Below are 26,361 nucleotides of genomic sequence, written 5' to 3' on the forward strand. Positions count from 1 at the left end.
CCGGTGCGCCTCGCCCCAGGAGGCGGCGTAGCGGACGAACTGGCGGCGCTGGCGTTCACGCAGCGGCAGATCGTGGACGTACTGCTTGAGGGACTTGCCCTCGGCGGCCGCGGCGGCGCGGACCTCCTCGAGCTCCTCATCGGTAAAGGTGACGTTCAAAGACGGCATACCCCTCATGGTACCTACTAGGTACCTGACCGGGCCAGAGGGACCAGCAGCCGCGATCACACAGCAACCCCGCGACACCACCGACCACAGCAACGACCTCATGAGCCGGCACCGAGTCGCCGTGCGACCCATCCACCCTCCCGGGCGCAGGGTCGACCGCGGCGGGTCCCCTCGAGATGCGGCTCCGCGAGGACCGTCCCCCGCGCCTACGGGGAGGCAGGTTCGGGTAGGCCGCGGTGGGCTACAACCCGAACCAAGTGACCGCCGGGCCCCGTGAGGCCCGGGCGTGCGCGTGCAACCGTGGGCTTTGGTACGTGGTCTTCCTTCTCATGGCATCCACTCGACGTCCGCGACCAGACCCGAGCGATCGAGAACTCCGGCTCTCGAAGGTCGGCCGGGCCCTGGCGATCACGTTCGCCGCCGCGGTCCTGGCAGCATCCGGCGTCTTCTACGGCCTGATAGTTCTGCTGGACGTCCAGCAGATCGACAACAACACGAAGCTCGACGCGAACACCCTCTTCGACCTGGTGAAGCTCTCCTTCGGAGTGGTCGCCGGAGCCGGCGCACTCGTCGCCTGGTCGTCGCCTACCGCCGCCAACGCGTCGACGAGGTAGGAGCCCACCGCGAAGCCACCCGCCTCCACACCGAACGCTTCTCCCAAGCCGTCGACAAACTCGGCTCCGACTCACCGGCCGTCCGCCTCGGCGGCGTCCACGCCCTCGCCGGCCTCGCCGACGACGCACCCGACGACAGCCTCCGCCAGACCTGCATCGACGTCCTGTGCGCCTACCTCCAGCTCCCCTTCACCCCCGACCCCGGCACCGACCCCACCCACCTGGAGGAACACCACCGCTACCTCGCCCTCCGCAAGGTCCGCCACACCATCCTGCGCCTCATCGGTGACCACTACCGCCGCCCGAAGGGAACCCACCGCTCCTGGCAGGGCTGCGACCTCGACCTCACCGGCGTCACCATCGACGGCGACATCGACTTCAGTCAGGCGGTGTTCTCGGGTGGCCGGGTGTCCTTCATGGGAGCAGTGTTCTCGGGCGGCAACATCGACTTCAGTTTCGCGAAGCTCTCGGGCGGCCGGCTGTCCTTCAGCAACGCAGAGTTCTCGGGCAGCGATATGTCCTTCTTCTGCGCAGCGTTCTCAGACAGTCTGGTGTTGTTCACGGGCGCGGTGTTCTCGGGCGGCCACGTGCAGTTCGATGCCGCGTCGTTCTCAGGCAGCGACGTGTCCTTCGCAGCCTCCAGAGTCGGCGGTCCGAGAGCAACCTTCTCTGGTGGCAATGTGACTTTCGCAGGCGCAGCAGGCCCGGCTCCCCAAGGGCTCCTCGTGGCCGTGGGCACCCCGGTTCCCACGTCCGTCATCCTTCCCGAGGCCTGGCTAGACCGCGCATGAGGAAGGACCGATGCAGGGGCGGGGGTATGCAATCACGACCAGCACGTGCCTAAGGGCTGTCCCGCAAGTGATCTCAGACGTGCTCCGCATCAGCCGTCGGCGTAGATCCGTTATCCGGTCAGAGCGAGGTTGTGGAGGCGGGCGATGCCGATAACGGCGTGGTGGACGCCGTCGCCTTTCAGGCGGCAGTCGCGGAGGATCTTCCAGGTCTTCATGCGGGCGAAGGTGTGCTCGACTCGGGCGCGGACTTTGCGGTGGGAGATGTTGTGGGCTTCCTTCCAGGCCGGTAGCTCGGTTTGGCCGGGTTCTCGGCGGTGCGGGATGATCAGACCGGTGCCGCGGTAGCCCGCCGTCGGCGATGACGGTGGTGTTGCCGACCAAGCTCTTGGCTCCGGACAGTTCCCATGCCTTGCAGTCGTTGCGGTTGCCGGGCACCGGCCGGCCGACGGAGACGACAAGGCGTGAGTCGGCATCGATGACGACCTGGTGGTTGGTCGAGTAGCGGTAGTTCTTGGACTGCTCCGCCACGCTGTGGTCCCGTGTCGGCACCAGGGTGCCGTCCACGATCAGCACCGTGTCTCGGCGGAAGCGGCTCTGCGGCCGCAGCGCGAACAAGGGCCCGAGCTGGCTCACGATCCGGCCTGCGGACGACTTCGAGATCCCGAATAAGGGGGCCAGCTGCCGCAAGGTCAGGTTCGTTCGCCAGTACGCGGCAACCAGCAGCACCCGGTCTTCCAGCGGCAGACTCCACGGACGACCCCGGCAAGCAAGGGACGGTTCTCCGCGTCGCAGCACGGTGATCAGTTTGCCGAACTGCTTCGGAGTGAGCCCGGAGTACGGCGCTATCCATGACGGCTCCGACGTCGTGATCACAGCCCCCACATGCTGATCATCTCAGTCGTGGGCGGCCTGGCTTTCCGCACGGGTCCAGACCTGCGGGCCCTGGATCTGCCGGCCGAGGTCAGTAGAGCCAGCGGTCCAGGTGCGCTGGCCAGAGAAACCCCTCGTAGCCGTTGAAGGCTGCCGGGTCGATCTCCTTCAGCTCCTCTGCCAGCCGGTTCAGCTCGGCGAAGGCCCGCTCTTCCTCGTCTTCGGAGAGGTACTCCTCGTGGCCGTCCGGCTCGCTGAGAAGCTCTGAGGCGGCTACGCGGCTGCCGTAGTGGTGAAGCACGTTGAGCCACACGTCGACACCCGAGTTGGCGAACCATGCCTCCCCATCCGGCATGACGAAATGGACCGTTCCGGACTCCGGCTCAACGCCGAACCATGATCGCTCAGCCGGTCTATGGGGGTCTGTGTCCTCCGTGAGGCGGTAGAGCTGACCCTGGGACGTGTGGAGGACTGGGTCGGCCTCGCTTTGCATCACGACCCGCTCGATGAGGCGCGGAGCCACCGGGATGCCCACCTCGACGAGCTGCGTCTTCATGAACTCCGGGATCCGCCAGCCGGCGACAATGTCCCGTCCGGCTCGCGTGACATGCTCCGGACCGGCCCATTCGGTCAGCTGGTCATACGTCGCCATCGAACGATCCTCTTCCGTCGGCTGCGGCCCTGACCCTATCGAGCAGACCTGAGGCCAAGGCGGCATCACGTTTGCGGGACAGCCCTTAGCCTGGACGCCCGACCGCCAGGGGGTTGCCTGGAGGGACACCGATGCCGCACACCACCTGGTCCGGCGCCATCAGCTTCGGGCTGGTCACTTCTCTGAACTAGCGATCGCTACGCAGGGCCTGGGTAAACCGCGGGCAGCTGGGTCATTCCTGCGTAAGGATGCAGCCATGCGTTATGCAAGCCGCGACCCCGAGCTGATGGACCTGGTCCGACGATTTGTCACGCCTGGCCGGCGGTACATGCGGCTGGGTGGAAGCTCACTGCGGTTGAGCGGACCTGAGCGCGACCTGTTCGTAAGGGAGCTGGTCCAAGCTGCCCGGGAGATCACTCCCAGGGAACTTGGCACCCTTTTTGAGGGCGGGTGGCGAGAGCGCAGGACCGCCTCCTGGCTGGTTGCCGTGGCCGGGAGGACCGAGTTCCGCAGCCGCATCGGCGAACTGCTGCTGGCCAGCGGAGGCCCCTACCAAGGGTCCCTCTGCATCGCTCTTGCCACCTTCGGCACCAGCGAGGACGCCGATCTGCTCTGCCAATACCTTGATCGCTACCTGCCTGAACCGGACCTCCCCTGGGACCAAACCGCGGTATTCAGCACTCTGCTTCACCTCGATGCCGTCCTTGGCACCGAGCGAGCAGCCCCATACCTTGCGGCCGATGGACTGTGGCAGCAGTGGACTGCTACCACACCGAACACGGTGCGGGACCCACAGGAGTACCAGCAGATCGTGGACCAGCTCTGTTCCTTCGCCAGCGAGTGCGCTGAACTCTTCGCCAGAACGGAACCCAGGAACTGAGCCCAGGAACTGAGCCCCCTCACCTGACGGCGCTGAAAGCCGACTGCTTCGGACGCCTCGGTAGAGTCTGAGCAATGACAGGAAACCAGGGCCGCTGGTCAAAGATCGACCAGGATAATGGTATCGAGGACGTGACGCTCCTCATCCTGGAATGGCTGGGTGAGCAGGGCGTGAACGCCATGATCAGAGTGGACGCCGAGAGTGCGGCCGACAACGCGCCGGCTTGGACGTTCGCCGCCAGTGGGGGTCCCTCGGAGCATGGCATGGGTGCTGATGGGAGGACTGTGCAGCAATGCATGTCCGCGGCTCTGTCCCAGCTGCGCAAGGCTGGACTGTCAGTTCCGTTTTGATTTTCGTCTCGCTCACCTCTGACTCCGATCATGACGTTGGTCTCGGCGTCCCAGCGGTTCCTCCAGGCCGGCTGAAGCCCGGCATGCCGAGCTGGACCGCAGTCGACTTCCTCTCGGCCAATGCGTCGACCTGAGCGAGCTTGTCTTCGGCGCCAGCCAAGCTGACCCGGAGTCCTTCGACCTCGCCGTGCGGCCGACCCAACCGCCAGGCTCCACCAGTGCAAGCGGCTCCCCATCTGCTACGGGAAGGGCGAGGGAGGAAGGACCCCGTTCCTCCATCCCAGGATGCTTTCCCAGCAGGCGATCAGGCGCACGGCCGAGTCGTGCCAGGAGCCAGGCGCATAGCCGCGGGCGCGTGCGGGAACCGTGCCGTCGAGCAGACCTGTCACCAGCGAGCCGGGCATCCCGGCACGGCCCGGAGAGTAAAGGTGGGCGTGCCCGGCTGTGGTCTCCCGCAGCGCAGGCAGATCCGGTGCGACGACCTCACAGCCGCAGGCCAACGCTTCCTGCGACGGCAGGTGGCTTCCCTCGCCCACGGAGGCCGACAGGCATGCGGTGGCCCCCGTGTACAAGGCGGCCAGGTCGTCGTCATCCACGCGTCCCGCGAACCGTACGAAGTCGGCGGCGTCTAGCGTTTCCACCGCCCGGCGCGTCTCTTCGTCGCGTTCGGCGTGCCCACCGACCACAACGAACCGCGTGTCCGGCGGCAAAGCCGGGCGCACCCTGACGAGTTCCCGGATCAGCCAGGGCAGCCGTTTGCCGCGGTGAGCCAGCCCAACGTAAAGCACGTATGGGCCGACCAACCGGTGCGCGGTCCGTGCCGCGTCGATCTCTCTTCGGCCACGCGGTCTGAACACGTCGGTGTCCACCGCACCTGGGACGACCATGGATCCACCGGACGGTGGCACCAGTTCGGCCATCTCGCGCGCGGTGGCCTCGGAGACCGTGATGACATGGCTCGCGGAACGGACCAGCCTTCGGGTGAGCACCGCGAAACCGCGCGCGAAGACACCGCAGGAGGGATCCAGTTCGGCTGGGGCGGCCCGAGCGACCTGCGCGGACGGGCCGCGGTCCGAGTCGAGTACCTCGCTCCACAGGTCGTGCAGGCACTGCTTGCCGTACGTCTTCACGAAATCCTCGTCCGAGGCGGTGAGGCGGGGAAAGCGCCACCGCAGCAAGTCGTGGACGGTGAGCACGTAGGGGATGGGGCAGGCCAGGTCCACCACGTAGTGGGTGCTGTGATAGAGGGCGACACGACGCCTCGTCAGCAGACTACGAAGGACCGCCGAGTCGCGCAGAAAGCCGGTGTCGCCCGGAATGCCGACGATCTCGTGCGTGTCGGCGCACTCCTGCCCGACGAGCAGATCGTGCGTCGCCGCCTGTGCGCCATCCCGGACGACGACGAGCAGGCGGAACCCGGCAGCGCGGGCGGGCGCGGCCACGGCGGCCAGCAGCGACCTGCCGTAGCGGGCGACTCCGGTGTCATGGGTGCTCCTGAGATCCATCGCGATGAGCGGCACGCCCGGTCCTTCCCCTCGGCGCTTCCACGAAGGGCACGCATCACCCTGACTGGTGCCCATTCGACTTGTACGACCGCACTCCCTGTCGGTGCACTTCGGCGTAGCAGCGCAGGATCCGCCGCGCGTGCGTGTCCCACCGGTACCGGGCTGCCCACGCAGTTCGTTGCTGTTGTGCGGCCGCGCCAGAGGTCCGCCTGCCGAGGAGCGCATCAATGGCCTGGGCGAGGTGCGACGTGTCTCCCGGAGGGACGAACGTGCCGTGCGGGCCCAGGGTTTCCCGCAGCACCGGCAGGTCGGAAACGATCACCGGACAGCCGGTTGCGAGGGCCTCCAGAGGAGTGAATCCGAAACCTTCGTGATGGGACAGATGCAGCAGCCCGGCGGCTTGCGCGTAGAGCGAGCCGAGCAGTTCGTCTCCCACCTCGCCGAGACACACCGCATGCCGTCCGGCGGCGGCGGTCGCCCAGGCTGCCGCCGGACGGCCGGCGTCGAAGTCGCGTCCCGCGAACACGAGAGGAATGTCGCGTCGTGGGGCCGAGGAATGCAGGTATCCGCGCATGGTGGTTGACAGCCCCTTGTGCGCGCGGTTCTGGCCGACGTATAGCAGGTAGCCCGCAAAACGCAACGGCGCAGGCAGCGGGGGCGGTGGTCCGGGCAGCCGCAGGTGATCGGCTCCGGGAGGCGCAACGATGGTGTCCGTGTCGCGCCCCAGCGCCTCGTCGAGGTGGTCGGCCACGGTCCGGGTGGGGACGACGATCCGGGCAGCCCTCTCAGCCGCGAGCCACAGCATCCGGCCGTAGAACTCCTCATGCAGGGAGCGGGGTCTGCGCGTCGCACCGGGCGGCCATCTCGTCGTGATCCGCAGCTTCTCGACGGACGCGGAGAGCCCCGCAAGAGCGTTTCCACCGTAGCGGTGGGCGAAGACGCCGTCCGGGTAGCAATACTGGGGAGCGCGTAGTCGCAGCACGTCGTGCACGGTCACCAGCATCGGCACCGGTGCTGGCTCGAGCGGGACCCGGTAGTCCGGCAGGTGAAGCAGTTCGGCGCGGTGGTGGCGCACAGAGTCTACGAGGTTCGCACCTTCCGCCGTCGTGTACCGGGGCGCGGACGCGGGGGCTGTGCAGAGCTCCAGGCCTTCGCCCCCGACACGGCGCAGGGCAGCAATCAGACATGTCGTGTACCGCCCGATCCCGTCGGCACCGGCGATCTGTCCGTCCACCAGCACTCGGAGCATTCCCCACCTCCGCGCCGCGCGCAATGCAGTCGCCGATACCCCTGTTGCGGGGCCCGGGCGGCCTTCTGACACTGCCCGCCGCACGACGTGCTATGCCATCTCCCGATCGGCTGCAGCGGACAAATACGGCCAGGAACACGCGCGCGTCGATGCCGACGCTCTACTCTGAGAGAGGCCCATGCCCGGCCCCGAGAGGAGCGTGCGACTCGTGCCCCACCTTTCCGTCACAACCTCGGCGGCCTTGTCCGTCGTCCTTTCGGCCGCGACCGGGTTGGCGACCAACCTGTTGACCGACGAGCTGTCCTGGGGGCTCGGCACGGGCCTGGCGGTGCTCGTCGTTCTCTCCGCTGGACTGGCCTGGGTTCAGGCGCACGGCGCGTCGACGGGCGGGCGAACCGAGGTCCGTCAGGTGGTACGCAGTGGCGGCTCGATCACCGACGGGCGAGTTACTGCGCGCGGATCGGCTACCGTCACCGAACGAGCCCGACGCAACGGGCGTATCAGCCGTTCCACCGTGCAGGCGCGCGACGCCAGGGTCATCCGGGATGCCAAGAAGGGCACCATCGACGGTCAGCAGACGGACGCCCGAGGGTGACCGCGCTCGTCCGGGCCGACGGAAACGTCCTCGTCGACCGGGAGGAAGCGCTGGCGGCGTTCCATCGTCTGTGCCGGGATCCGCGTGAGCGGCTGCTGTTCGTGTACGGCATGGCCGGGCAGGGCAAGACCACGTTGCTCTCGCATCTGGTGGACACCATCGCTCCCGCTCACGGACTCACGGGGAATCTTCTCGACCTGGAGCACCTCACCGACTTCGAGGCGAGCACAGCCGACGGCATCGCTTTCGCGGGGCGCGCGCTGGATGCCGTAGCCCGGTGTTTCGAGATGCACAGCGGGACGGTCCTGAAGGAATACCGCCGAAGCCGCGGCATCGCGGCGGACACCGTCCGCAATTTCCTTACCTCCGTGCCACGCCTGCGGCTGCGTCAACGGGCGTCCCGCAACAGTTCGATCTCCAATGTGTCGATCTCCTGGGAGGGACACAGCGACGGGTGCCGCCTGGCCCTGCTGCGGGACAACGAACTCAGCCGGATGACCGAGGCATTGTTACGCGGCGTGGTTGATCACCGGGGCGAACTTCCGCCCGGCGCCCGCCACGTGCTGTGCATAGACACCTCCGAGCGCCTGCACTTCCTCGACGGGAGTGCAGCCGACCGGGCGGACGGCGGCAACGGCGTCCGTCACTGGCTTGTGTCCGACGTGCTGGCGAACCTGCTCGACGCGTGGCCCGGACTGGCCGTCGTACTGGCGGGACGCGAGCCGCTCACCCCGCCTGCGGGGCATCGCGCCAAACAGGTCCGGCTGGACGCGTGGCGAGAGCACCACACTCACACCTACCTGAGCGCCCACGGCATCACCGCACCCACAGCGGCCCGCTCCGTGCACCAGCTTTCCGGTGGGCTGCCCTTGTGGGCGAACGTGCTCGCCGAGATCTGCGCGACAGCCGGATCCCCGGCCTCGGACCTTGTGCTGCCGACGTCCGCCTACGAGCCGGATCCAATGTGGACCTCGAGGGTTCTACTCTCCCGGCTTCCGGAGAAGCGCCGCCGGGTAGTGGCCGCAGCTTCAGTCCTGCGTCGCATCGAACGTGACGCCCTTGTGGCTCTCCTCGATGTCGTGGACCCGGCTCACGCGGCCCTGGCCGGTCGCGCTGCCCACGTGCTGGAAGCCGCCGGAGACCAGGGCGGCGAGCCGCATGCCGACGGCCTGTCCGGCAACTGGTTCGAAGACCTTTGTTCGTACAGTTTCGTCCACAGTCAGCGCACCCCATCCGGCGGGTTCGAGCACCGCATGCATCCGCTGGTGCGAGGCGCGATCCTCTCCTACCTGGAGCGTGAACAGACCGGTCTGCTGCGCATCCTGCACAAGGCGGCCACCCGCCACCACCACGCAAGGGGCAACTGGATGGACGCGTTGTTCCATGCCTTGTCGACCGGAGAGGACACGGCGATGGCAACCTGGAAGGAACAGCTCGACCTTGCCCTGTCCCGCTACGACTTCAGTACCTCTCTGCGCCTTGTGGAACTTGTCGTCTCCGACGATGCGGGTCCGGCGACGGCCGACCGCGCGCAGCTGATGGTGGAGGCGCACATCGCGGCGGGACGGATCGCCTTCTTCCAGATGCGCCTCGACGACGCCGAGATCAGTTACCGCCGCGCCCGGGACATGGCCGACGAGAGGGGTGACCGCGTCGGGGCAGCCACAGCCCTTCTACACCTGGCTGAACTGAGCCACCGCAGACTGGACGTGCCGAAAGCGGACGAAGCGGTCAACGACGCGCTGATCTTGTTCGAACGGGAGCACCATGTGCGAGGGCGCGCCGAGAGTCTGCACCGGCTGGGACATCTTCGGTTGGCGCGCATGGACATCGCCGGAGCCAGCCAGGCGGCCGCCGACAGCCTCGTCCTGTTCCGCGCCCAGGGTGACGCGCTGGGCCAGGCCCGCGCCCTGGAGTTGCTGGGGCACATCCGGCTCGGACAGGCCGACCTCGCGGGTGCCAAGGAGCACATCAAGAACTCGCTCACCCTGTACGACCGCGAGGAAGACCTGCGTGGCCTTGCTTCCACCCTGGGGCTGGTCGCTGACATCTCATTGCTCCAGGGATTCGTGGCGGAGGCCACCGAGGCGGCGGACCGGGCCCGAAGCATCTACCGACAGACCGGTGACGCCTTCCGCGAGGCAGGAGCGGTGCACATCTTCGGCAGGGTCCGGCTGGCCGCGGGCGACCTACTTGGGGCGGAAAGCGACGCCCGCGTCGAACTGTCGGTGCACGAACGTACGGGCAACCAGCTCGGGCAGGCCAATGCCCTGCACTTGCTCGGCACCGTCCATCTTGCCGCCGGACGGACCGATGAGGCGGTTCAGGCGGCACTCGGCGCCCGCACAAGGTACGAAGAGGTCGGAAATCCCCTGGGTGCGGCACACGCGGTGCAGCTCCTCGGCCGAGTCGCCCTTGGCAAATGCCATGAGGCCGACGCTGAGCCCTTGTTCACGCAAGCCCTCGATCAGTACCGGCGGGTCGGGAATCCGCTGGGAGAAGCCGACGCCTTGTACTGGCGCGCCATGTGTGAAGAACGGCTCGGCAGGCCTGCTGATGCCGTGGCCGACGCAGAGGCCGCCGCCGACATCTACGCCAGGCTGGGCGGCAATCGGGGTCTGGGAGAGAGCGCATCCCTGGCCGCCCGACTGCACCTGGCTGCCAGCCGCTCCGATCGCGCGGAACTGCGGCTGCGGCAGGCACGCAAGGCGTTCCGGCTGATCGGCGACACGGAGCACGAACGTACGGCAGGCGGCTGCTGATACTGCAACAGGAACAGGGAGTCCAGTAGATGGCGTCCTGCGACCGCTGGACGACGACACTCGACCTCGACTTCGTTTCGATCGAACCGAAGCGGCTTCATCGAACGCTTGAGAACCGCGAACGTCGAGATCCGCAGGTATCATGCCGAGCCAGCCCTCCATGACGGTGCTCGATGTCGGTGCAGCACACCTCCTCAAGGGATCCTGCGCGGCGGCCGCCGTCCTGGAAGTAGACCCCCTCAGCCCCCGGCGGCGATCTCCTGCAGCTCCACATCACTGCCACCGGCTTCTTGTGCCTGGAAGAGGCGGGCGGCATAAGGCGGGGGCAGGGCAATGTTCAGGTGACGCACGCGGGACTCGTCCGTCGACCCGATCGGTGCTGTGTAGCCGAGGCGGGCGCGGGTGGGCGGAGTGTGGAGGCGCGGGGCATGTGCGTCGCGTGGTGACGGCGAGCAGGGGCTGCGGCGGTGACGGCACTGTGCCGGGTGGCTGCCCAAGCGGCACAAGCCCGAGCAGCGTGGACAGCACGAAGGCCGCATTCAATTCCTTGACCTGCGGCTTTTCGCCGAGGTCGGGCATTTCATGCGGCCTGGTGGGCTGCTACGGCACGGCCTGCCGCCTACCTTAGTTATGGGGCGCTGGACGGGGTTTGTTACCCGCGTGCTCGCATGATGGGCGTCACAGCTCGAACTCGATGTGCTCGACGTCGAGCATGCGGACCACTTCGAGGTCGCCGGCGCGGCGGCCGCGGTCCTGGAAGTCTTGTCGGTGCGTTTCCCCTGTTCAAGGGCGGCGTAAGTCTCGACGAGCTGGCCCTCGTGGAAGACCTGGACCATGGTGGCGGTGGAGCGGACGTCGACGCGACAGCCGATCAGCTTCCAGGGCACCGAGTAGAGGGTGCGGCCAACCTTGACGTGGATGTCGGGGCCGACGGTGGCGGTGGACCAGCGGGTGGACCAGCAGGCGAGCACGAAGGGCTTGTCCGGTAGCGGCAAACGGTTCCCGATGAGTAACATGATCGCTCAATACTCAACAGCGTTCCCGTGGAGCAGCCGTGCCGGCAGACCGCAGACCGTCGCCCGTCGCGCAGAACTTGGTCCGGTCAGGCCTGGTGCTCGCAGGAGCGGCCGGCATCATCGGCGACGCGGTGCAGAGCTTCCAAGGCGCCGGCCCGGCCGAGTTCTGGATCTACTTCACCATCCAGAGCAACCTGCTGCTCGTCGCCTACTTCGCCCTGCTGCTGGTCCGCGCCCCGGGCCGTTCCGGCAGCGGGCAGGACTGGCTGCCGGTGGTCAAGGGCGCGGTGACGCTGTACATCCTCATCACCGGCCTGGTCTTCAACCTGCTGCTCGCCAACCCGGCCAGCCCCTTCTACGTCATGATTTCGGAGACGCACTACAACTGGCACAGCGTCATGCTGCACATCGTCACTCCGACCGCAGCCCTGCTGGACTGGCTGGTCTTCGGCCCCAAGGGCTCCTTGGCCTGGCGGCACGCCCTCCAGTGGCTCGGGTTCCCGCTGCTCTACCTCGCCTTCGCCCTCGTCCGCGGCGTCATGGTCACCACGGGTACGCGCTACCCGTACCCGTTCGTGGACGTCGCCCAGTACGGCTACGGCGCGGTGGCCATCAACTGCGTGGCCCTGGCGCTGGCCTTCTACCTGCTGGGAGTCGTCCTGGTGGCCGTCGACCGCAGGTTCACCGGGCGCAGGCACCTTGCCCCCGTCGCCCCGACCGCCGAGACCGAGCCCACCGCGCACTCCGGCCGGCAGTACTGAAACCTGGTCCGCCGCGGGTCCGGCATGCCGTGACGTCTGCTCGAGGTCCGCCGGGGCCGCAGCGGTGCGGAGGGCCTCCCGGGCGCGGTCAGCTCGGGTCTTGCTCGTCCTCCAGGGCGGGGGGTGCCTGCCAGACCAGGGTTTCCAGCGGCCGCTGCAGGCGCCGCCTCGGGCCCGGCAGGGGGTTCGTCAACGCGGACATCTCGTCGCTGAACAGGACGATCGGCTTGGCCGGTGCGTCACTGGTCGTGGCGACGGCCGCGTGCGGGTTGTTCCTCGTCATCTGCTCTCCCCCGTGGTGGTGTGGGCGCTGCCTTGTGCGAAGCGCTGTGCTCGTTCGACCACCGCTTCACCATACGGGCCCGTCGTGCCCGCACTCCAACCAGTTCGGCGCAGATACGTCTGAACCAGGGCGGGGCTGTCGCGGTTCGGCGAGCCGGTCCTGCATCGGCTCCTGCGCCAGGCCCTTGCCTCCGCCTTCGAATCCCGCACCGACACCCGGGCCGGCACCGGCTTACGTCACCTGCGGCGCCTCTGGGGGGTTCCAGCGGGCCCGCCACCAGGCCAGCACGATTTGCCGACCTCGGCCGGCATCGTCCCGGCGACGGTGATGCTGATCTCCAAGCCCTATATGGAGAGGCGGTCGTTCGCCACTGCCCGCGAAGACCTCGCCGAACCGGCGGACTGGTCGGTGGCCCACCAGAAGATCGCACTGTCCCACCGAGACGCGCTTCTTGCGCCGTTGGATGATGCGGCCGGCTGCGTCGTAGGTCCACTTTGCGCGGGCGGCGACCACCTGAGAGTGATCGGTGCTGATTTGCCGCTGGACCCCGGCCGACCGCACACCCTTCTTCAAAAAGCCGGTGACGTCCACGATCAGCACCGCTCTGGCCGAGTACTGCCGCCGGCACGAGCTCGCCCTGCACGGGGCCTTCACCGAACGGACCGCGGGCAGCGTCGCGGATGAGCGACTCGTATGCGGCATGCACGTCCTCCGGGACGTCCAGCCGTGTCAAGGATCGCCTGGGTGTCCGGGCGGGGGTCGGTCAGCGCTTGGAGCTTCTCCCACTTGGAGACGGTCCGCACGCCCCATGCGCCGCCCGACTCATCACCGGAGAGGGACATCGCCATGGAAATCTTCGAGCGCGACAGGCTGGGCGCCTACTTCACCAAGATCGCCACCACCTTCGCCCCCGACGAGAAGACCGCAGCCCTGATCACGCACCTGCTGCCGGAGACCGGCCGGGCCGGCGTCAGCCGAGTGGAAACGCCTGGGGACCAAATGCCCGACGTCCGGTGTGCTCAGTCCGTGAGGAAGGCACCTGCGCGGCAAGCGCGGCACACGAAGACGTAACCCAGTTGGCCGCCCAGGTTCATCGCGGTCTCCGAGGAGATCCCTGCCTCCAGATGCGCCGCGAAATCCATCGCGCCCGCACAGGAGGGACATGCGGGCAGTCGGTCGTCCTCAAGATAGGAGGGGCTGCCTCCGAACGACCCGAGCACTTCGCGCTGCTTCCCGAACCGTTCTCCGGGTTCCCGCTTCCATCCCGACCGGGCAAGGTCGTATGCGTCAGGCACGAGTTCGTCGCCGTCATCGTCGTCGTATGTGTCATCGGGGTCGATCGTGACGACCTGGGTTCGGATCGCTGAGGTGGCGGGCAGGAGCGTCAGTCCCGTCTCGGGCACAGCCATCGGCTGCAGTCCCTCCCGGGGGAACAGGTAGGCCCGGTTCGCGCCGGAACTGGCGTCCCAGAATTCACATGCGCCGGGGTCGTTCTGGCACACGAACACCGACAGAACACCATCCTCGACGGGAAGATGAGCGAAGAACTGCAGCGGCCCTCCACAGCAGGAGCCGCACATGGGCCACGCGAATCCCGCAGGAGCCAGCGGCACGCCCCCGGTACGCGGGACGTCGGAGTCTGCCGGAGCGGTGCCGTCATAAATCATCAGAGTGGTCTGCATGGCGACAGGCTAGAGGCGGGTCGCCACCGCATGCCCCCGGCCCCGGCTCGGCCTCAGACGTTGCCGTAGCCGGCGCACCTGCTCCGTGACGGTGTACTCCGGTGGACGTGGCCGCGCCCCCGGACGGAGATGTACGGGGCGCGGTACGAGGCGGGTGGGTGAGCGAGGACCAATCGGCTCGGTGGCCCGTGTCGCGGCTCAGGGTAGGGGCGTCCTGCCCGTGTACGGGTCGGGACGCCCGTCAGAAGTAGGAGACGGCTCTCTTGGGGGTGGCCTCGGAGTTGTTGCCGTACGTCCGGGTCCAGTCGATGGTGCGGCCCTGGTACGTGCCGCGTGCCGTCAGGGTGACGGGGCGCGCTTGGCGTGCAGGTGGCGTGCTGAACGGCTGGACCTGCTTGATCCGCTCGGCGTAGAGGTCTGGGACGGTTTGCAGTTTGTCCCGCCGAGCCCGGTTCCAGTCGGCTGCGGTGCGGCAGTCCGGTAGGCCGACCATGCGCGGCTTGGACGGCTCCTGGCCGTCCAGGTGAGTTCCCACATGCAGGCGTCCAGGGCGCTCCGCAGCGGGTGCAGGGCATCGCCGAGGCAGAGGGACCATTCGTCGGTCGGCGGTGGAGCGACAACCTTGGAGAGGAACGATACGGTCGTCCGGTCGTCGCAGATGCGGGGCTCGACGGTGTAGGGGGCGCCGGCGGCCCACAGGTTGATTCGCGCGCGCAGGTCGGCAAAGGTCTGGATCGCGCGGGCGATCTTCATCTGCGGCCAAGTCGAGAATCGAGGCGTAGCGATCCCTACGTGTTTGTTCACTCCAGACGCTACTCGCGGGCACCGACGCGGCGCCTTACCTTTACCGACCATCGCAGGTCGGCTCCTTCGTAGGTGAGCCTGGATGCTCATGAATCGGCTGCGGGTCGGCGCTGGTCTTGGCAGGGAAGCCCCGCGGGGGGTGGTCGAGGTGCTCCCGCCGGTATTCCGTGTGCTCACCGCAGCCTGATCTACCGCCACGCTGACCTCCACGCAGCCGTGGCAGCCAAGGCTGACCAACAACACCAACGGGCCTCAGGTCAGCCGCAACTCCCTGCTGAGCAATCTGGCCAACCTCACCGAACGCAACATCCGCCTTGCGGGCCATGTGGCCCGCCTCGAACAACGCCTGTCCGAAGCCCTTGGCCAAGACGCCTGGCGCGCCACTGGCCTCGGCGCTCCCACCGACTCAGAAACCTTCCAGCGGAAGATCGACCACCTTGAACAACAAGTCGCCGAGCTCCGTGACCAGCTCTCCGAACGCGAAGAAGACCTCCAGGCATCCCGCGCCACGAACCGCGAGTTGATGACACAGCTCAACAGCACCCCTCACCGCCCCCGCTGACCGGCGAACCCAGACACCAACCGCTGGTCAGTCGATCACAGCCTTCACTTGGGGTGCGAGCAAGTCGGTTCCGCCCAGCGGTCAGGCGGGAACGCCAGCCCGGTCCAGGACGGCGGCCATCTCGTCCTCGGGGAGCACCGGGTTGGCACCCGCGCTGGATGCCAGTTCGGGGACGAGGAGGGCCTCGCGGAGCCGGTGGAACGGGAGGCGTGGGTCGCGGGCCGCCGCCTGACGCGTCCAGACGACGGGGTCGTGGCTGAGCCGTTCGATCAGCTCCGGCGTGGCGGCCGGATCCCGTACGGCCAGCCGGCGGTAGTTTCCGTCGGGGTGGTTCGCGTAGCGGGTGGCCAGGCCCTCGCGGGGAAACCGAGGGTGCGTCTCCGCCATCCAGGCGGAGAACGTCCCACCCAGCCGCGCAAACACCCGCATCAGGACCTCCTCCGGAGCGTCGGGGTGGTGAATGCCCAGGAGGTTCTCCACCACCGGGTCCTCGACGCGTGCGAGCAGGCGCAGCAGGTCAGGCGGCAGATGGGGGCTCCGGGCGGCGGCGCGCTGGAGCAGCGGGTGAGCGGAGGTCGCGGCCCGGCGCATTACCTCGGGGTCGGCGAGCCCGTCCCGCACCCACCACACGCCGTTGCCCCTGTCGAGGTCCCCGGCCGCGAAGTCGATGGCCATGCGCCGCGTCTCGTCCAGCTCGGGCCGAAGGGAGACGGCGAGCCGTACGGCCTCGTCGGGGTCCACGGCGAGCCGCTCTACGAGGTCCGGGGGCAGCGACGGGTTCTCGGCGAGGGAGGTCAGGTGCGTCCGCTCGGCGACGCACCGCTCGGCGGCGGCACGGTCAAGGAGCCCGCGGCGCAGCGCCTCGGCGACGGACTCGGGGTCGCGGAGGAGTTCGGCGGTCAGGCGGGCATCCCGCCGGCACTTCTGCAGCTCGGCGGCCCGCCGCACCTCGGGGTCGGGGTCGGCCAGCAGTGCCAACCGCTCGCCCGCCGACAGACCCTCCCATGCACTCACCGCTTCCCGGCGCGCTGCCGCACGGTGATGAGTGGCCATCGATGCCACGAACGATGGCTCCAGATGGGGCGACTCCAGCAGGGCCATGCGTACGGAAGGATCCGGGTCGTCGAGCAGGCGGGCGCACACGGCATCCGGGAGCGGCGCGACCCTTGCGCGCGGATCGTGCACCTCGGGTCCATATGCGAGAGCTGCCCGCACCTTGGGTGAAGGATCGTCCGCGAGCCGAGCCCGCTGTGCAGGCTCCGCCCTGGCACTCATGGCGAAATCGATCCGGGCCCCCGGGTTCGGGTGGGCCAGGATCAGCGCGACGGCCGACTCGGGGAGTCCGGCCCGGTGAAGAACATCACGGGGCGGACGGTCACCGTCTGCCCCGAGGGCGAGCAGGCGCAGCAGCAGCGGCGTCGGCAGCGCCGGATTTCGGGCCACTCCGTCCAGCGCGGATGCGTGGAACGCAACCATGATTCCCCTACCCCCTGTGTCTTCCCCGATAGGTCCGCGCCCATGATCTCCTATGCCATGCACGACATCTGTCGACCACCGTTGCACCGATCCTTGAGGCTTTGACCAGCACAGATACCTACCGAAAGGAGGACCACTAGGTCACCAGCCCAACAGAAAGGCGGAGTTGCTCCTGCGAGTGCAGGCCGTGAGGCTGGAAGCCGGGGAGAGGACGCGGGCCCCGCGACGGGGAGTACCGCGTCAGACGGGCGGTGCGCTCCAGCAGGCCACGGTCGACGGCGACATCGGCAGCGTCCCGGGGATGTCAAGCTCGACGCTGTCCTCGGGGACTCCGAGCAGGCAGGGCGCTCGCGTCCACCCCAACGGCCCGCCCGTGGGACTTCCTCGCAGGCGCGGGGAGCCGCTCCTCCCTTCGCGAGTTCGTCGGCTCAATCCGCAGGCCATCCGGGGCGAGGAGGCAGGCGACTCTACCGGTCGCCAGCGGCGTCAACACGTGGACCAGCTGCTCGCCATCAGGGCGGGCTTCCGTTCTACCGGAAGCCGATGCTCGGTGTTCATGTGAGAACCACAAGGTAGCCCGGCTGAACGCCATCGATGGTCTTGATTGCAGTGCCAGCAGTGATCCAGATGCTGCTGGGGTTCGAGGCTGCCGGTATCTGAAAGACCGCGTGCACCGGTCCCCGACTGCCCGGATTGAGACCGAAGGATGGCCCCGTCTGGCCCCTGCTGTTCCAGTACTGGGCGTAGTTTGTTGCGTAGTCTGCGTCCTTCTGAGACATCGTGTAGCGGGTGTCCGCGACGTTCAGACTCACCCGACTGTCGGCACCCCAAGAGGCCATGCTCTTACCTACGTTGAGTGCGTCCATAGTGAGAACGCAGAACTGCTTGCCGGGCTCCGGGGCAGGCCTTGCCGTCGGTGCGCCGACCGAGTCGGCAGCGTATGCCATGACCGCCCGGTCAAGGGGCTTGCCGCAGACGACGCTGCGTACGGTGAACTGCCACTTGTGAGGATCGTCAACAGTATCCGAGGCAAGGACCGTCACCTCGAAGGGCTGACCAGGTTCCACTGTCCCAAGTACCGCCCCCCCGGAGGCACACCTGCCACGGCCTCCGCCTGGGACGAAGGAACCGAGCTCGGGTACCCAACGTCGTCAGAGCCATCTGAGCAGGACACCAAGGCAACAAGGAAGGCACTCACCACCACAACGCGGCACGAGATCCGGCGCTCCATCATGAAGCCATGCTGAGGGGCCTCGTCCCCATTCGCACGCTGAACATCCGGCGCCCTCGCCTCCGCGTTCGCCACCGACACAGCAGCCTGGCCGCCCGCGACCGAGGCGACGGAACAATCGCCCAAACCTGCGGATCACGGCCGTCCGCTGAGGCCGAGCATCTTCTTGCCGCAGGGCATTGAAGGTCGATGCCCAGCCGGTCCAGCCGACGTGAACCTGGGCGATCTGGAAGGGCAGCGGCATTGGACATTCCCTCTGGTGCGGGGAGCAGACCAACGGCTCCCCCGCCGTGGCTGTGTTGGTGTGGCTGGCAGCGAATGTCGGTGGCTATTGGCATCATCCGCTGCCTGACAGACGTGGAAAGGTCGGCGAGAAGTGAGAGCGGTCCGCTCTCATCTCAGGGGCCAACAGCGCGGACGTGGTCTGCTGAAAGATGCAGTTCGTACGGACAGCAGCAGTCCGAGCTGAGCGTGGCGACGAGGGTTCCGCAGGCACACAGCTGGTTCATTCCGCCGGTCGGGGTCGCTCCGCAGCAAGCGGAGGACACGTGGTGATACTCCAGGCCGTGAGCGTCGTCCGGGTTGATGACGATGTTGCCTCGCGGGCCCTGTGACACGAGCCATTGCCCGTGCTCGTTACCTATCGTCCCGTAGCGCGGCATTGCCTGTGCAGAAACCTTTGAGGCCACCAGGGGGGCACCGTATGGCTCTGTCTCGATGGCGTAGCAGCCTGCCGGCACAGTCGGCGGCGACGGACCAGGCTCCTCGGCGTCCCACCACGCGTAGTACGGCGCTTCGGGAACTGCGGGCAGTCGAGTGAGGGGGCCCGTCAGAGGGACTTCACATGTCACGCAAACGAAGACCACTGCTTCGGCTTCTGTGGTGCCCTCGGCAGCGGAGGCACCACGTTTGGGCGCCGCCTTGCCGGTGCCCTGACCCGGGTCTCGTCGGTCGTACATGCGCTGACCGTACGCGGCGTGCTGCCTGGCTTTGCAGCCACCCCCAGGGCACCACACGACAGTAACCCCGCGTCAAGCGACCAAGTGCTGCTGAAACACGTCAACACAGCCTTCCGCGCACATGGAGTGCTCTCACACCCGGGCAACACACGCTCTCGCTACACACCGACAAAGCCACCCGCCGCGTCGCCGGCTTCGGGACCACCCCCGCGGGCGCAGGGAGCAGCGGGCGGCGACCGCGGCGCAGGAAGCGCGCGGGGGACCACCCCCGCGGGTGCGGGGAGCAGGTCCCGGTGATGGGCGCGATCCACGGCATCCTCGGACCACCCCCGCGGGTGCGGGGAGCAGACTGCGTGACCTGCGACATTACCGAAGCAGAACCTGGCTACGCGCCACTTGTAGAGAAACAGACATGTAGGTGATAAGCGATACTCTATTCCAAAAGTGGATCCGAAATTTGCTCCGCGCTACTGACGTTTAATGTGTGATGTCGGTCAGTCACGTGTGGCCAGTTCTGGTCCCAGCTGCGACTCGGTCTGTGACTACGCCGTCTACGTCGAACCCAAAGCTTCTGACGGGTCAGCATCCTCGCTCGTAGATCGCCCGCAGCCACGGTTCCCTGACGGCGGGAATCCGCGCGAGCGTGTACCGGAACGCCTCCCCGGAGGGCTGGAACGGGTACCACGCGTGCGGCGGCAGCGGGTCGTCCCGCTCCACGCCTGCCGGCAGCCCGCCGACCACAGGCAGCCGGGTCCGGCGCGGCGGGAAGGCCAACTCGGCCCAGAGCGCGGCATCCACAGGTACCGGCATCGCCCCGGTGCGCGGCTGCCACACCTCTCCGGTCTGCGGATGGACCGGCACCAGCACAAGGTCCGCGGTCGGCTCGCCGAACCCCGGTCCCGCCAGGTCCAGCCGCTTCGCGCCTTCCCCGGCGGGCAGCAGAGCGCCGAGTGCCCGCCCGAGGAGCTCAGCGACCGGCCCGGGTGCCACCTCGACCGGGGCGCCCCTGGCGGCCACCACCACATGGGCGAGAGCCACACCGGCCGGGATGTCCCGGTACTCACTCAGCCGGGGCCACAACGCGCCAGTGGCCAGCAGCTCCGCCCAGCCCATGACAGGCCGCTCCGGCGGACCGGGCAGCCGCACCACACGCAGCCTACGCCGACCACTCTGACTACCCCCGACACAGCTGAGACGGAGATCGTTTTACGGGACAGCCGTTAGGCATGAGCCGCCCCCAGCGCGGTTCGAGAACCCATCCCCCGCATGCGCGGCCGCCTCAGCTGCTGAGCAGCTGCGGCCGCCTCAGCTGCTGAGCAGCACGCGCGCGGCCCGGGCCAGGAAGCGGAGGTCCGTCAGTGCCTTCGGCGGGAGCTCCATGTTGACGACGCCCATGTATCGGGTGTTCACGGCGGAGTCGAGCACGGACGCCTTGGTGAGCTTGTCGGCAACCCACTTCTGTACACGGTAGCCGCGGGGGTAGGGGCCGGTGACGTGGGGCTGCGCGAGGTCGGCGGCAGTGGAGAGCTGCCACGCTCCGTCCACGACGGCTTCGACGAGGCGGAAGTAGTCCCAGGCCGGATCGCGCAGGTCAGGGTTGGTGCGGAGGTAGGCGCCGAGGGCGTTGGCCGCCAGGGCCGCCAGCGTCAGGCCCTGCCCGTAGATCGGATTGACGCTGGCCAGAGCGTCTCCCACGACAACGAGGCCGCCGGGGAACCGGTTCAGGCGGGAGTGCACCCGGCGGCGACTTTCGACGAAGCGGTACGTCTTGACGTCCCCGATCATCTCGCAGACGTCCGCAACCGTCCGGATCGGATCGACGCAGCGGCGCATCCGGCGGAGGAACTCCTCTGGGTCGGGGCCGGGCCGGTAGTCGGCGTACCCGGCCAGGACAACCGACCAGCGGTCTCCTTCCACCGCAACCAGAGCGCCTGGTTCCGTCACCTTGGGCTGGTAGTCGCTCGCGGGCCCCGGGCTGGAGTGAGCGACGACTGTGCTGCCCAGCTCATCCTTGCGGCGGAAGGAGGCGGTGGCGTATCCGAGGTCGATCCTCATGCTGTCCACGGGCGCCTTGTCCCAGCCGTCCCGGGCAAGCCAGTCCTCCAGAGGGCTGTTCCGACCCATCGCGTCGACCACGATCTCGGCGTCGAACGTCTCCCCGATCCCGTCGCCGCTCTCGGGCGCCGCAGTCGCCACGCCCACCACACGGCCCTCGCGGAACACGAGGCCGGTGGCCTGCGCCTGGCTGAACCGCACGTTCTCCAGAGCGGCGACACGGCGCCGCAGGTGACTTTCCAGGAACGGCCGGGTGGCGCCGAGCATGCGTGCACCCACAGCCGGGGCCTTGCGGCGTCCGTCCAGGTAGAACTGCACCTCATCGCCCTGACCGAGGAGGGCACCACCCTTCACCAGCTCCTCGGTGATCCCGGGGAACCACCTCTCCAGCTGCGTGTGGCCCATGGCCAGCAGGGCGTGGAGCTGGTGCCGCTGCGGAGTGCGTCGGCCGAACCCGTCCTCCGCTATGACGTCGGGCTCCACCACCACGACGTCCTCGGCGTAGTCGCTCATCACACGGGCAGCGAAGAGCCCTCCGTAGCTTCCGCCCATGACGATGGCCCGCTTCACATGACCCCCCACCTCAGCGCAACGGCTGAGTCTCGAAAGCTGGTTGATGACGCCGTGCCCGTCATCGGCCGATCAAGACGTTACCGCGCGCCCTTCATGAACCCCTGGGAGTCAGCGCCATGGGCCCGTAGCTCTCGCCGTGCCGGGACGACCCGCGGATGGTTCAGGCCGTGCGCCTCCCCTTGCATCGCACGGGCGCCCGGAGCACGAGAAGCCCGCTCGAGTGCCTCCCGTTGTCGGCTTACAGGCGGATGCACAGCTGAGGTCCGGGCACGCCGGCAGGCGACCGGGCTTCGAACTCCTCCGCCAGCGCGTCCTGCTGTGCTCCTGAGCTTTCCGTTCAGCCTTCGGCGTCCGGCGAAGGTGGTTCGTTCTCGGCGGCCAGGGTGACTTGGGCGGTCCAAGACCACGGCTCCTGCGGCGGATCCAGCGCACCTCGACGTCGGCGTCGTGGAAGTCGCGCGCGAGTTCGGTCACCAGCACCGCCGCAGCGGCCCGCGCGTCTTGCGGGGCGGTGTTGATCGGCACATCCAGCCGTCCGTAGAGATTTCCGCTTTCGGTGAGAACGCTGGTACGCCAGCCCTCCGGCGTGGCAGACAGGAAGATCCCCTTCGGAACGCCCAAGGTCGGCCGCTTCTTCTTCCCCTTCTTGCGCCTCACCATGCCGCCTATCCAACACCGTCGAGTTCATGGTGACGAGTCTGGTGGAGAATCAACCGCCGCAGCACGGTTCGGTGCCTGCCTTGCGCGGCAAGCTGAAGTCCTTCAGGACAGATCGTCGATGAGCCCGAAGCCCACCGGGCACTCCTCCAGGACTCACGGCGAGCGGGGTTGGTCTCGGCCGCTGTCATCTCCCCGAGAAGGGATCAGCTCCTGCTGCTGACCACTCGGCAGCATGCTGACCACGTGGGCGACCCGACCTTGCCGTTGAGGTGCGGCGACGCCGGCTTGATGTAGGCGTGGGCGGTGCCCTTGCCGAGTCCGTCGCGCCGAAGGGCTGACCGGAACTCCGCCACCGGGGCATGGCAGATCTCAGGAGTGGTGGAGACCCCGAGTGTCAACAACGTCTGGCAGTTCCCTGTCGCGTCGATCGCCCTCCCCCTGCATTCCACGCACCTGCCGGACCGTACGGCGACGAACAGGTGCCGGTACACCGTCAGCCGACGTCGAGGAATAGCGCAGAGCGTCGCGTTCCCCGCCAACGCGTGCTCCACAGCCGCACCACCCGACTCTCGGCATGCGGCGAAACGTCGGAGCAAGCCCGATCCTGAGACACCACGAACCGATGCGGTGACCTACCCGCAGCATGACACCACCCTCTCGCTCGGCACCGACCGTGATGCGCAGTACCGGCTACTCGTCGGAACGGCGACACGGGCGACCCGGCCCGTCCAGGGCCAGGGCTCCAGGGGGGCATCCCGGAACACCCGCGACGAAGGTACCGCCCTTGATCAGCACACTGTGGCTCCCCCGTCGCCCGCAGGGCAACGCCGATCGGCACGTGTTCGGTGCCGAATCCGACGGCGCCGGGAGCGGAACGTACTCCAGCGTCCCGCGGACGAGGAACCGCGAGGGGCGCGCAGGGCCGGCGAGGGCGGGGTCAGCGTCGCGGCGCGGGCGGCCGGACGCACGTCCTCCTCGTGTCACACCTGCTCAGGCAGGGGTCCCTCCGCACGGCTGTCGTCGCGGCGCCGAGCGTGGCGCCAACGGAACATCATCGACTCACTGCAGTCGACTCGCTCCCCGGTGCCATCCCGCGGCGTCCGAAGCATCCACTCGGCCCGAAACATCCGAGGCCGCCCGAACAGCGCCGGCCGGGACGGTGGCGGGGTCACACGTCCACAGCCCCACAACGTAGTTGCCGCTCGTCCCGTAGCCGGAGAAGGTCGCCCAGCCGCCGGGCTCGATGACGCGGCAAGGCGCCCACTGGCCGTTCACATAACCGACCGTGACGGAGACGGTATCGCCGCAGCCGTTGTGGACGTCCGTGTAGCGCCAGCTCTGGAAGTACTCCACGCACTCCGGAGCAGGCGATCCGGAGTCCGCCGCAGCAGACGGAGCGGTGGTGACGGTCAAGAGACCTGCCGCGGCCATGGCGGCAAGAGCGACGGGGCGCGACACGCGAGTCATGTGGTTTGCCATGCCGCGAATCCTCTGGCCGCCGGGCCCACTCCTGCAAGTTTCTGCAAGTATTTTCAGCCATGTCCCCGCCGGGTGCACCAATGCACTGTTCAGCTACTCATTTGACGATTGAAAGAAGTTTCACAGCCCTACCTTCCATAGCCGCGACCGCACGTCCGGCGCCTACCCCAGGCCCCACCCCTCCGAGGCATCCGCGCAGCGCAAGGGACCCCAAACCCTGCCGTCGCACGAGAGGACCCCGATGCGGCGGACAACGTCGAGGTCGAGGTGCGGACGGGACGGATCTCGCAGGAACTCCCTGTCCCGCAGAGTGAACTCCTCCGTCGCAGCCTGGGTGAGTGCGTACAAGCTCTCCGGATCCGACGGCCGCTCGGCCTCGACGCGTTCGCAGAGCCGCAGCAGGATCGCTTCCCCCCTGGGCGACCACGTGATCAGGGAAGTACGGGTCGTCATACATCGGCCGAAGAAGCGAAAGCCTGCAGGATCGGACGGGCGGTCCGAGCCGGAACTATGGACAGGGCTTGGAGTCTGTCCGTTGCCCGTCGTCCGGGGTGGTGCGGCCGGCGGCGGTGAAGATGCGGCCGAGGTGGTGACGGAGTACGGCGATGGCTGACTCTGGTGACCGTTGGCCGACGAGGATGCTGGTGCCCATGGTCGCGGTCATGGCGAGCAGGCTGATGGCCTCGGTGCGTGCGTCGGCGCCGGGGTCGGCCAGGCCCGCCGCCTGGGCTCCTTCGATCAGGCCGGTGAGGGCGTTCTCGGCCGCGTCGGGGTTGTCGATGAAGGGCTGGGCGGCGAGTGCCCCGTCGGTCACGGACAGGATCGAGTAGGAGCTGTACAGGAGGTGGAAGGTCCGGCTCTCCTGGTCGGTCGGCAGGGAGGCCAGCAGCAGCGCCTCGATCGTCACGCGCGGGCCCGGGTCCGGGCCGGCGGCGGCCAGTCGGGCGCCCACGCGGGCGGTGAAGCGGTCGGTCAGGTGCTGGAGCCCGTAGAAGAGCAGCTTCTCCTTGGTCTCGAAGTAGTACTGCACGAGCCGGAGGGATACGCCGGCCTCGGCGGCCACGTCGCGCATGCCGACGGCGTGCAGCCCTCGCCGCCCGGCGACTTGGATCAGCGCTTCGGCGATCTGGGTGCGCCGTTCCTCGTGGTCCACGCGTTTTGGCATCAGGGCTGTCTCCGGCCGTGGGTCGGGGTGGTTCATGCGCTCGCAGTCCGGCTCGGTCCGAACATCTTCATGGTACCGCCGTATCAACATTATGGTACGTTCGTATCACGAAGATCGGATCTTCCTGGAGGTGCCCCGTGCCCGAGAACACGACCCGAGTACGCCGCGACGTCGGCCATTACGTGAGCGACGAGCTGCGCGACCGCTACTTCGCCACCTGCGACGTCCTCTACGCGAAGGGCGCGCCCGCTCGCTCCGAGACGGACGTTGAGACGAGCTTCGGCACCACGCACGTCTACCGGTACGGCCCCGCCGACCCGGCAGCCGAGTCACGCACGCCGGTGGTCCTGATACACGGCTCGGGAGGCTGCTCCGCCCAGTGGTACCCCAACACCCCTGCCCTCAGCGCCGAGCGTCCCGTCTACGCCCTCGACACTCCCGGCGATCCCGGCCGGAGCGTCCAACGCGAACCGATGTGGCAGCCCGAGCGCGCGGCGCAGTGGATGGACGAGGCCCTCGATGCGCTGGGGCTCGACAAGGTCCACCTCGTCGGTTCGTCGTACGGCGGCTGGCTGGTCATCAACCAGGCCCACCTTCGGCCTGGGCGGCTCGCCTCGGTCACCGCCCTCGACCCGGGCGGTCTGGAGAAGGTCGGCCTGCGCTTCTTCGTATGGATCTTCGCCAGCCTCTTCGCCACCTACGCCCCCAAGGCGTGGCGCCCCCGCCTCGCCAAGTGGTTGGAGCAGCCGGTGATCGTCGTGCCCGAGCTCCGCGCGATGATCCAGGCCAGCGTGAAGGCCTTTCGGATCCGCCGCCCCGCCCCGCTGCCGCTGTCGGACGCGGAACTGGGTTCCCTCCGGACGCCGTTCTACCTGATCATGGGCAAGCGCAGCCTGCTCGTACAACCCAAGCGGCAGCTGGAACGCGTACCGCGCGTGCTCCCCGGCGCCCGCGCCGAGATCGTCGCCGCGACCGGCCACGGCCCGCAGATCGACCACCCCGACCTGGTGAACGCCCGGATGCTGAGCTTCATGGCGGACGTCGACTCCCTCGATCCGGCGGCGGCGCGGGGCGCCACGGACGCGTAGCCGCGAGGGCCGCAGACACGGACTGTCCAGCAGTGCGTGAGGGAGTTCGGCGCGCGCCGCGCCCTGATCTTCGCGCCGGCCGGGCCGGCGGCCTTCGCGGTCCGTGCCCTGAGCTTGTCGTGTGAGGTTCG

Annotated in this window: 22 protein-coding genes and 4 pseudogenes; 9 read left to right on the forward strand and 17 right to left on the reverse strand. The window is 68.2% G+C overall.

The genetic code is table 11. From position 1 onward, the window contains the following. The first annotated feature begins 482 nt into the window (after positions 1–482). Positions 483–782: a hypothetical protein gene (locus EAO71_RS39155; RefSeq protein ID WP_261992343.1), complete on the forward strand. Its 300-nt coding sequence runs from the start codon at positions 483–485 to the stop codon at positions 780–782. A gap of 71 nt (positions 783–853) precedes the next feature. Here EAO71_RS39155 and EAO71_RS39160 read toward each other — a convergent pair whose 3' ends face one another. Continuing rightward, positions 854–1,099: a hypothetical protein gene (locus EAO71_RS39160; RefSeq protein WP_261992344.1), complete on the reverse strand. Its 246-nt coding sequence runs from the start codon at positions 1,097–1,099 to the stop codon at positions 854–856. Between the two features lie 99 nt (positions 1,100–1,198). On the opposite strand from EAO71_RS39160, the gene EAO71_RS39165 reads away from it, so the two are divergent. Beyond that, a complete protein-coding gene (locus EAO71_RS39165) occupies positions 1,199–1,573 on the forward strand; it encodes a hypothetical protein (protein ID WP_261992345.1) in 375 nt (124 codons plus the stop codon). Between the two features lie 110 nt (positions 1,574–1,683). Here the strand turns inward: EAO71_RS39165 and EAO71_RS25510 are convergent. Then, positions 1,684–2,455: pseudogene (locus EAO71_RS25510) on the reverse strand (transposase). 79 nt (positions 2,456–2,534) lie between these two features. Further along, the gene (locus EAO71_RS25515) at positions 2,535–3,095 is read right to left on the reverse strand and encodes an SUKH-4 family immunity protein (protein ID WP_147980155.1); all 561 of its coding nucleotides are present in this window, start codon (positions 3,093–3,095) and stop codon (positions 2,535–2,537) included. Positions 3,096–3,351: 256 nt separating this feature from the next. Here EAO71_RS25515 and EAO71_RS25520 point away from each other — a divergent pair, with 256 nt between their 5' ends. After that, positions 3,352–3,975 carry a DUF6000 family protein gene (locus EAO71_RS25520; protein WP_147980156.1) on the forward strand — a complete coding sequence of 208 codons (624 nt, stop codon included), beginning with the start codon at positions 3,352–3,354 and terminating at the stop codon, positions 3,973–3,975. Positions 3,976–4,049: 74 nt separating this feature from the next. Continuing rightward, positions 4,050–4,325 (forward strand): hypothetical protein, encoded by a 276-nt coding sequence (locus EAO71_RS25525; RefSeq protein ID WP_147980157.1) that lies wholly within the window; start codon positions 4,050–4,052, stop codon positions 4,323–4,325. Between the two features lie 239 nt (positions 4,326–4,564). On the opposite strand, the gene EAO71_RS25530 is transcribed toward EAO71_RS25525, so the two are convergent. Further along, on the reverse strand, positions 4,565–5,845 hold the full coding sequence (locus tag EAO71_RS25530) for a glycosyltransferase (RefSeq protein ID WP_147980158.1): 1,281 nt from the start codon (positions 5,843–5,845) through the stop codon (positions 4,565–4,567). A 40-nt stretch (positions 5,846–5,885) separates the two neighbouring features. Further along, positions 5,886–7,079 carry a glycosyltransferase family 4 protein gene (locus EAO71_RS25535; RefSeq protein ID WP_147980159.1) on the reverse strand — a complete coding sequence of 398 codons (1,194 nt, stop codon included), beginning with the start codon at positions 7,077–7,079 and terminating at the stop codon, positions 5,886–5,888. A gap of 208 nt (positions 7,080–7,287) precedes the next feature. Between EAO71_RS25535 and EAO71_RS25540 the strand changes: the two genes are divergently transcribed. Together EAO71_RS25540 and EAO71_RS25545 are read left to right on the forward strand one after the other, a co-directional pair. Further along, positions 7,288–7,674: a hypothetical protein gene (locus EAO71_RS25540; protein WP_147980160.1), complete on the forward strand. Its 387-nt coding sequence runs from the start codon at positions 7,288–7,290 to the stop codon at positions 7,672–7,674. Next, positions 7,671–10,436 carry a tetratricopeptide repeat protein gene (locus EAO71_RS25545; RefSeq protein ID WP_147980161.1) on the forward strand — a complete coding sequence of 922 codons (2,766 nt, stop codon included), beginning with the start codon at positions 7,671–7,673 and terminating at the stop codon, positions 10,434–10,436. Before EAO71_RS25540 ends, EAO71_RS25545 begins: the two co-directional genes overlap by 4 nt. 97 nt (positions 10,437–10,533) lie before the next feature. Here EAO71_RS25545 and tpg read toward each other — a convergent pair. Continuing rightward, positions 10,534–10,840 (reverse strand): annotated as a pseudogene (tpg, locus tag EAO71_RS25550) (telomere-protecting terminal protein Tpg); the annotation flags it as partial. 135 nt (positions 10,841–10,975) lie between these two features. Next, positions 10,976–11,452 (reverse strand): Mu transposase domain-containing protein, encoded by a 477-nt coding sequence (locus EAO71_RS39170; protein WP_261992346.1) that lies wholly within the window; start codon positions 11,450–11,452, stop codon positions 10,976–10,978. Between the two features lie 95 nt (positions 11,453–11,547). On the opposite strand from EAO71_RS39170, the gene EAO71_RS25560 reads away from it, so the two are divergent. Further along, the gene (locus tag EAO71_RS25560) at positions 11,548–12,213 is read left to right on the forward strand and encodes a Pr6Pr family membrane protein (protein ID WP_147980162.1); all 666 of its coding nucleotides are present in this window, start codon (positions 11,548–11,550) and stop codon (positions 12,211–12,213) included. An 88-nt stretch (positions 12,214–12,301) separates the two neighbouring features. Here the strand turns inward: EAO71_RS25560 and EAO71_RS25565 are convergent, their stop codons facing one another. Beyond that, entirely contained in the window at positions 12,302–12,496 is a 195-nt protein-coding gene (locus tag EAO71_RS25565) for a hypothetical protein (protein ID WP_147980163.1), read from the reverse strand. Positions 12,497–12,796: 300 nt separating this feature from the next. Here EAO71_RS25565 and EAO71_RS40130 point away from each other — a divergent pair. Further along, a pseudogene (locus EAO71_RS40130) lies at positions 12,797–12,877 on the forward strand (YdcF family protein); the annotation flags it as partial. Positions 12,878–13,515: 638 nt separating this feature from the next. Here EAO71_RS40130 and EAO71_RS25590 read toward each other — a convergent pair. The 9 genes and pseudogenes from EAO71_RS25590 to EAO71_RS25635 all read right to left on the reverse strand — a co-directional run bounded on the left by EAO71_RS25590 (position 13,516) and on the right by EAO71_RS25635 (position 25,142). Next, complete coding sequence (locus EAO71_RS25590) at positions 13,516–14,178, reverse strand: YwqG family protein (RefSeq protein WP_147980166.1); 663 nt, start codon at positions 14,176–14,178, stop codon at positions 13,516–13,518. Positions 14,179–14,419: 241 nt separating this feature from the next. Continuing rightward, a complete protein-coding gene (locus EAO71_RS25595; RefSeq protein ID WP_147980167.1) occupies positions 14,420–14,713 on the reverse strand; it encodes a subtilase-type protease inhibitor in 294 nt (97 codons plus the stop codon). A 912-nt stretch (positions 14,714–15,625) separates the two neighbouring features. Continuing rightward, positions 15,626–17,020, reverse strand: a complete 1,395-nt coding sequence (locus tag EAO71_RS25605; protein ID WP_147980168.1) for a Mucin-2 — start codon at positions 17,018–17,020, stop codon at positions 15,626–15,628. A gap of 554 nt (positions 17,021–17,574) precedes the next feature. Further along, the gene (locus EAO71_RS25610) at positions 17,575–18,063 is read right to left on the reverse strand and encodes a hypothetical protein (RefSeq protein ID WP_147980169.1); all 489 of its coding nucleotides are present in this window, start codon (positions 18,061–18,063) and stop codon (positions 17,575–17,577) included. Between the two features lie 1,726 nt (positions 18,064–19,789). Beyond that, positions 19,790–20,356: a hypothetical protein gene (locus EAO71_RS25620; RefSeq protein ID WP_261992347.1), complete on the reverse strand. Its 567-nt coding sequence runs from the start codon at positions 20,354–20,356 to the stop codon at positions 19,790–19,792. Positions 20,357–20,515: 159 nt separating this feature from the next. Then, the gene (locus EAO71_RS25625; RefSeq protein WP_147980171.1) at positions 20,516–21,835 is read right to left on the reverse strand and encodes a hypothetical protein; all 1,320 of its coding nucleotides are present in this window, start codon (positions 21,833–21,835) and stop codon (positions 20,516–20,518) included. A 1,722-nt stretch (positions 21,836–23,557) separates the two neighbouring features. Continuing rightward, complete coding sequence (locus tag EAO71_RS25630) at positions 23,558–23,977, reverse strand: alpha-amylase (RefSeq protein ID WP_187282822.1); 420 nt, start codon at positions 23,975–23,977, stop codon at positions 23,558–23,560. Positions 23,978–24,268: 291 nt separating this feature from the next. Further along, positions 24,269–24,434, reverse strand: a pseudogene (locus tag EAO71_RS39180) (DUF5713 family protein); the annotation flags it as partial. 51 nt (positions 24,435–24,485) lie between these two features. Continuing rightward, complete coding sequence (locus EAO71_RS25635; RefSeq protein ID WP_147980172.1) at positions 24,486–25,142, reverse strand: TetR/AcrR family transcriptional regulator; 657 nt, start codon at positions 25,140–25,142, stop codon at positions 24,486–24,488. Between the two features lie 137 nt (positions 25,143–25,279). On the opposite strand from EAO71_RS25635, the gene EAO71_RS25640 reads away from it, so the two are divergent. Beyond that, complete coding sequence (locus tag EAO71_RS25640; protein ID WP_147980173.1) at positions 25,280–26,230, forward strand: alpha/beta fold hydrolase; 951 nt, start codon at positions 25,280–25,282, stop codon at positions 26,228–26,230. Positions 26,231–26,361: the final 131 nt, after the last annotated feature.

The sequence above is a fragment of the Streptomyces sp. MS191 genome (assembly GCF_008042125.1).
Classification (GTDB): domain Bacteria; phylum Actinomycetota; class Actinomycetes; order Streptomycetales; family Streptomycetaceae; genus Streptomyces.

Excerpts from the sequence above, each read along its gene's own strand:
- EAO71_RS25525 (WP_147980157.1), top strand. The coding sequence starts at position 4,050 with ATGACAGGAAACCAGGGCCGCTGGTCAAAGATCGACCAGGATAATGGT.
- EAO71_RS25635 (WP_147980172.1), bottom strand. The coding sequence starts at position 25,142 with ATGCCAAAACGCGTGGACCACGAGGAACGGCGCACCCAGATCGCCGAA.
- EAO71_RS39170 (WP_261992346.1), bottom strand. The coding sequence starts at position 11,452 with ATGTTACTCATCGGGAACCGTTTGCCGCTACCGGACAAGCCCTTCGTG.
- EAO71_RS39165 (WP_261992345.1), top strand. The coding sequence starts at position 1,199 with ATGGGAGCAGTGTTCTCGGGCGGCAACATCGACTTCAGTTTCGCGAAG.
- EAO71_RS25515 (WP_147980155.1), bottom strand. The coding sequence starts at position 3,095 with ATGGCGACGTATGACCAGCTGACCGAATGGGCCGGTCCGGAGCATGTC.
- EAO71_RS25535 (WP_147980159.1), bottom strand. The coding sequence starts at position 7,079 with ATGCTCCGAGTGCTGGTGGACGGACAGATCGCCGGTGCCGACGGGATC.
- EAO71_RS25605 (WP_147980168.1), bottom strand. The coding sequence starts at position 17,020 with ATGGTTGCGTTCCACGCATCCGCGCTGGACGGAGTGGCCCGAAATCCG.
- EAO71_RS25565 (WP_147980163.1), bottom strand. The coding sequence starts at position 12,496 with ATGACGAGGAACAACCCGCACGCGGCCGTCGCCACGACCAGTGACGCA.
- EAO71_RS25520 (WP_147980156.1), top strand. The coding sequence starts at position 3,352 with ATGCGTTATGCAAGCCGCGACCCCGAGCTGATGGACCTGGTCCGACGA.
- EAO71_RS25590 (WP_147980166.1), bottom strand. The coding sequence starts at position 14,178 with ATGCAGACCACTCTGATGATTTATGACGGCACCGCTCCGGCAGACTCC.
- EAO71_RS25630 (WP_187282822.1), bottom strand. The coding sequence starts at position 23,977 with ATGGCAAACCACATGACTCGCGTGTCGCGCCCCGTCGCTCTTGCCGCC.